This window comes from Streptomyces sp. NPDC054863, from assembly GCF_053610825.1.
In genome coordinates, this window is sequence record NZ_JBSGZD010000391.1 from 1 (window position 1) to 6,189 (window position 6,189).

Below are 6,189 nucleotides of genomic sequence, written 5' to 3' on the forward strand. Positions count from 1 at the left end.
CTCTTGGCGGTTGGGGCTACGGCCTGCGCGCCGACGTCACGCGGTAGACGTCGTACACGCCCTCCACTCCCCTGACCGCCTTCAGCACGTGGCCGAGGTGCTTCGGGTCGCCCATCTCGAAGGTGAAGCGCGAGGTGGCCACCCGGTCGCGGGACGTCTGGACGGCCGCCGACAGGATGTTGACGTGCTGGTCGGACAGGACCCGGGTGACGTCGGACAGCAGCCGGGACCGGTCGAGGGCCTCGACCTGGATGGCGACCAGGAAGACCGACGACTGGGTGGGCGCCCACTCGACTTCGAGGATCCGCTCGGGCTGCTGCGACAGCGAGTCGACGTTGACGCAGTCCGCGCGGTGCACGGAGACGCCGCTGCCCCGGGTGACGAACCCGATGATGGGGTCGCCGGGCACGGGCGTGCAGCAGCGGGCGAGCTTGACCCACACGTCGTCGACGCCCTTGACGACGACGCCCGGGTCGGCGTTGGCCCGGCGCTTGCTGCGGCCGTGCGAGGGCGGCGAGCTCTCCGCGATGTCCTCGTTGGCGGCGTCCTCCCCGCCGAGCGCCTGCACCAGCTTCTGCACGACGGACTGGGCGGTGACGTGGCTCTCGCCGATCGCCGCGTAGAGGGAGGAGATGTCCGGGTAGCGCATCTCGTGCGCGAGGGTGACCAGCGAATCCCCCGTCAGGATCCGCTGGATCGGCAGGTTCTGCTTGCGCATGGCGCGCGCGATGGCGTCCTTGCCCTGCTCGATGGCCTCGTCGCGGCGCTCCTTGGAGAACCAGGCACGGATCTTGTTGCGGGCGCGCGGCGACTTCACGAAGCCGAGCCAGTCGCGGGACGGACCCGCGCCGTCCGCCTTGGAGGTGAAGACCTCCACCAGGTCGCCGTTGTCCAGGGTCGATTCGAGCGGTACGAGCCGCCCGTTGACCCGCGCTCCTATGGTCCGGTGGCCGACCTCGGTGTGCACCGCGTACGAGAAGTCGACGGGGGTCGCGCCCGCCGGGAGCGCTATGACGTCGCCCTTGGGCGTGAAGACGAAGACCTCGTTGCGGGAGAGGTCGAAGCGGAGCGACTCCAGGAACTCGCTGGGGTCCTCGGTCTCCTTCTGCCAGTCGAGCAACTGCCGCAGCCACGCCATGTCGTTGACCGCGTCGTCCTTGTGACGCGGCACGTCGGTACGGACCTTGGAGGCGCCGGCGGACGGCTCCTGCTTGTACTTCCAGTGCGCGGCGATGCCGTACTCGGCGCGGCGGTGCATGTCGAAGGTGCGGATCTGGAGCTCGACCGGCTTGCCGCTGGGCCCGATGACCGTCGTGTGCAGCGACTGGTACATGTTGAACTTGGGCATCGCGATGTAGTCCTTGAACCGGCCGGGGACCGGATTCCACCGCGCGTGCACGGTACCGAGGGCCGCGTAGCAGTCCCGCACCGTGTCGACGAGGACGCGAATGCCCACCAGGTCGTAGATCTCCGCGAAGTCACGGCCGCGGACGATCATCTTCTGGTAGACGCTGTAGTAGTGCTTCGGGCGTCCGGTGACGGTCGCCTTGATGCGGGCGGCCCGCAGGTCGGACTGCACCTCGTCGGTCACTATGGCCAGGTACTCGTCGCGCTTGGGGGCGCGCTCGGCGACCAGGCGCACGATCTCGTCGTACATCTTGGGGTAGAGGATCGCGAAGGCGAGGTCCTCCAGCTCCCACTTGATGGTGTTCATGCCCAGGCGGTGGGCGAGCGGCGCGTAGATCTCCAGGGTCTCGCGCGCCTTCTTCTCCTGCTTCTCGCGCTTCAGGTACCGCATGGTGCGCATGTTGTGCAGGCGGTCGGCGAGCTTGATGACCAGGACGCGGGGGTCCTTGGCCATCGCCACGACCATCTTGCGCACGGTCTCGGCCTGCGCGGCCTCGCCGAACTTGACCTTGTCGAGCTTGGTCACGCCGTCGACGAGGAGCGCCACCTGGTCGCCGAAGTCGCGGCGCAGGGTGTCCAGGCCGTACTCGGTGTCCTCGACGGTGTCGTGCAGGAGACCTGCCATCAGCGTCGCCGGGTCCATGCCCAGCTCGGCGAGGATCGTCGTCACGGCGAGCGGGTGCGTGATGTACGGGTCGCCGCTCTTGCGCTTCTGCCCGCGGTGCCAGCGCTCGGCGACCTGGTAGGCCTTCTCGATCTGGCGCAGCGTCGCGGTCTCGATCTTCGGGTCGTTGCTGCGCACTATCCGCAGCAGCGGCTCCAGGACCGGGTTGTACGGGGACGAGCGCTGCACTCCGAGGCGGGCGAGCCGGGCACGTACGCGGTTGGAGGAGCCGCCGGTGCGCGCCGTGGCTCCCGCGGGGGAGGCGGGGCGGACGGCGGGTGCCGGCGGGGGGCCTGCTGCGCGCTCCGGGGCCACCGGCGGCTTGGGCTTGTCGGCCGGGGGCTTCGGGGGCGTGGCGCCCGCCGCGGCCTTGTCCGGCTGCGGGGTGGCGACTGGCTGGGCCTCGTCAGGCAAGTGCGCTCCTCGTACGGGTCCTGGACTCCGGGGTGCACCCGTGGGACGCGGCTGCCGGTTCAGGTGGTCCCCGGTCGGGTCCGGAACGTCCATGGTATCGACCCTTGGGCCCACGTTCTTCCTGGGCAAGGAGTCAATTCAAGGGAAAGGCGGGCCCCGGGTTGCCCCGGTGACCCGCCTTCCGTCGTACTGCCGACCTGGTCAGACCGTGATCAGGGCTTCCAGCGGAGCGCCTTGGAGGGCCGGCTCCAGCTTGTCCCGGCCGTTCAGGAAGCCGAGCTCCATGAGGACCGCGACTCCGGCGACCTCTGCCCCGGCCCGCCGGATCAGCTCCAGCGAGGCCTCGGCCGTACCGCCGGTGGCGAGGACGTCGTCGATGATCATGACGCGGTCGCCCGCGCTCAGGTCCTCGGCGTGCACCTCGATCTCGGCGGTCCCGTACTCCAGCTCGTACGCCTGCGAGAGCGTCGCGCCGGGCAGCTTGCCGGCCTTGCGGACCGGGATGAAGCCGAGCCCCGCGCGGATCGCGACCGGTGCGGCCAGGATGAAACCGCGTGCCTCCAGGCCGACGATCTTCGTGGCTCCGTGCTTCACGCACAGGTCCGCGAGGGCGTCGGTGAGGGCCGAGAAGGCCTCCGGGTCGGCGAGCAGCGGCGTGATGTCCTTGAAGACGACGCCGGGCTTCGGGTAGTCCTGCACGTCCCGGATGCGGCTGAGCAGCAGCTCGCGGGTGGTGTCCACGGTCGCGTTCATCGGCGCTTCCCCTGGGTGGGGCGGCCACGGCCGGGACGCTGGCCCACGACGGGAGCGGCGGCGGCGGGGACCACGTCATGCGGCTCGCCCTCGCCGTCGTCGGCGGACTCGCCCTTGGCCTCGGCGGCGGCCCGCTTGGCCAGGATGCGCTTCTTCAGGGCCTTCATCTGCGGGTCGCGCTCCTTCAGGTCGGCGACCAGCGGAGTGGCGATGAAGATCGAGGAGTACGCACCGGCCGCGAGGCCGACGAACAGCGACAGCGAGATGTCGTTGAGCATGCCCGCGCCGAGCACGCCACCACCGATGAACAGCAGTCCCGCGACCGGCAGCAGCGCGACGACCGTGGTGTTGATGGAGCGCACCAGGGTGCCGTTGAGGCTGCGGTTGGCGATCTCGCTGTACGTGAAGCGGGTCTGCTTGGTGATGTCCTTCGAGCCCTCCTTGAGTCCGTCGAAGACGACGACGGTGTCGTAGAGGGAGTAGCCGAGGATGGTCAGCAGACCGATCACGGTGCCCGGGGTGACCTCGAAGCCCACCAGGGCGTAGACGCCCACGGTGATGGTGAGGTCGTGGATGAGGGCGATGAGGGCGGCGACGGCCATCCGCCACTCGAAGGCGATGGCCAGATAGATCACCACCAGGACCATGAAGACCGCGAGACCGGTCCAGGCCTTGTTGGCGATGTCCTCGCCCCAGCTGGGGCCGACCAGGTCGGCGTTGATCTTCTCGGCCGGGACCTTGAGGTCCTGGGCGAGCTTTTCGGCCACCGGGGCGGCGGAGGCGGTATCGAGTCCGCCGACCTGGATGCGCAGGGTGTCGTTGCCGAGCTTCTGGACGATCGCGTCGTGGCCGGAGGCCTTCTCGGCGACCTCCTTGGCGTGCTCCACGGAGACCGAGGTGGGGGGCGTGGTGAAGAGCGCGCCGCCCTGGAACTCGATGCCCATGTTGAGGCCCTTGAACCCGAGGCCCGCGATGGCGATGACGGTGATCAGGATGGAGATCCCGTAGTAGATCATCCGCTTTCCGACGAAGTCGTAACCGACCTCGCCGCGGTACAGCCTGGCGCCGATGCTGCCGAGTCGCGACATCTCACGCCTCCTTCGGTTCGGTGGGGGCGGACACACGGCGGGTGCGGCGCAGCGGGGGCTGGACGCCGAGCCGCTTCGGGTCGAGCCCGGACCACTTGTGGCCGTTGCCGAAGAACTTCGTCTTCGCGGCGAGCAGCGTCATCAGCGGCTTGGTGAAGAGGAACACCACGACGACGTCGAGCAGGGTGGTCAGGCCGAGCGTGAACGCGAAGCCCTGCACCTTGCCGACGGTGACGGCGTACAGCACCACGGCGGACAGCAGCGACACGAAGTCGGACACCAGGATGGTGCGCCGGGCGCGCGGCCAGGCCCGCTCCACGGCGGGGCGCAGGGTACGGCCGTCGCGGATCTCGTCCCGGATGCGTTCGAAGTACACGATGAACGAGTCGGCGGTGATGCCGATGGCGACGATGGCGCCGCAGACCGCCGGCAGGTTCAGCGCGAAGCCGATGGTCGGGCCGAGCAGGGTCATGATCGTGTACGTCAGGACGCCGGAGACCAGGAGGCTCAGGAGCGCGACGAACGACAGGCCGCGGTAGTAGAGCACCAGGTAGATGACGACGAGCGCGAGACCGATCGCACCGGCGATGAGACCCGCCTTGAGCTGGTCGCTGCCGAGGGCCGGAGTGACCGTGGTGGTGGCCTGCTCCTTGAAGGTGAGCGGCAGGGAACCGTACGACAGGATGTTGCCGAGCTCCTGCGCGGACTCCTGGGTGAAGCTGCCGGTGATCTCGGCGTTGCCGCTGAGGACCTGGTTCACGGAGGGTGCGGAGACGACGTTGCCGTCGAGGACGATGCCGAACTGGTTCATCGGCGCCTGCTGCTTCATCAGCTTGGCAGTCGTCTTGGAGAACTTGTCGGAGCCCTTCGAGGTGAACTCCATGTCGACCTTCCACAGCGCGCGCTGTGTGTCGAACGTGCCACCGGCCTTCTTGACGTCGGTGCCTTCGAGCTCCGCCGGGCCCAGGATGTACTTCTCCCAGGTCTTGCCGTCGGTGCCCAGACCACAGGCGATCGTCGGCTCGCTCGGCTTGATGCCGTCGCCGGCCTTCTCACGCTGCGCGGGCTTGGTGCAGTCCAGGGCGACGAACGCGTCCTGCAGCTTCTTGGTGGCCGGGTCCGGAGCGGGCGGCGTCGGCGTCTTCTTCGGGTCGGGGCTCTTGGTGCCCGCGCTGCCCGAGGGGTTCGGCGTCGGGGCCTTCAGCGCGTCGGTGACGGCGCGACCCTGCGAGGTGGCGGTCGAGGACGGCGTGGCCTTGTCCTTGTCCGCGGGGGCCTTCGGGTCCTTCGCCTCGGGCTTGCCCGTCGACGAGGGGTTCGGCTTCGGGGTCTTCGCCGGGTCGGGAAGCGGGGTTCCCTGGGTGACCGTCAGCACCTGCCGGAAGTAGAGCTTGGCGGTCGTGCCGACCTGCTCGCGGGCCTGTGCGGAGTTCGTGCCCTTGGGGATGTTGACAATGATGTTGTCATCGCCCTGGGTCTGGACCTCGGACTCCGAGACACCCATGCCGTTGACGCGGCGCTCCATGATGGAGACCGCGGTGTCCATGTTCGTCTTGTTGATCGCGTTGGGCTGGCCCGGCTCGTTCTGCGCCTTGAGCGTGATGCTCGTACCGCCGGCGAGGTCGATGCCGAGGCGCGGAGTGGTGTGCCCGGACGCGAACATCCCGCCTGTGAGGGCGAGGATCACGATCGTGATCAGAGCCAGGGCGCGCCCCGGCCTGCCCGGGGCCCCCGAGGCCTTGCGGCCCTTCTTCGGTGCTGCCACCTTCTCGATTCTCCCTGTCCAACCGCACGCGCCGGGTGTGCGTCGATGCGGCCACGAAGTGTTGTGGGGGCCTGCCCCCGCAAAGGTCCGCCGCGGTC

Annotated in this window: 4 protein-coding genes; all 4 read right to left on the minus strand. The window is 69.1% G+C overall.

What is annotated here, in order from left to right; genetic code table 11:
• Positions 1–16 precede the first annotated feature (16 nt).
• The 4 genes from ACWGIG_RS36010 to secD all read right to left on the minus strand — a co-directional run bounded on the left by ACWGIG_RS36010 (position 17) and on the right by secD (position 6,091).
• Entirely contained in the window at positions 17–2,485 is a 2,469-nt protein-coding gene (locus ACWGIG_RS36010; RefSeq protein ID WP_453325922.1) for a RelA/SpoT family protein, read from the minus strand.
• Positions 2,486–2,686: 201 nt separating this feature from the next.
• Entirely contained in the window at positions 2,687–3,238 is a 552-nt protein-coding gene (locus ACWGIG_RS36015) for an adenine phosphoribosyltransferase (protein WP_453325923.1), read from the minus strand.
• Positions 3,235–4,326, minus strand: a complete 1,092-nt coding sequence (gene secF, locus ACWGIG_RS36020; protein WP_453325924.1) for a protein translocase subunit SecF — start codon at positions 4,324–4,326, stop codon at positions 3,235–3,237. Before secF ends, ACWGIG_RS36015 begins: the two co-directional genes overlap by 4 nt.
• A gap of 1 nt (position 4,327) precedes the next feature.
• Positions 4,328–6,091, minus strand: coding sequence for a protein translocase subunit SecD (gene secD, locus ACWGIG_RS36025; protein ID WP_453325925.1), 1,764 nt, complete (start codon positions 6,089–6,091; stop codon positions 4,328–4,330).
• Between the last annotated feature and the right edge of the window lie 98 nt (positions 6,092–6,189).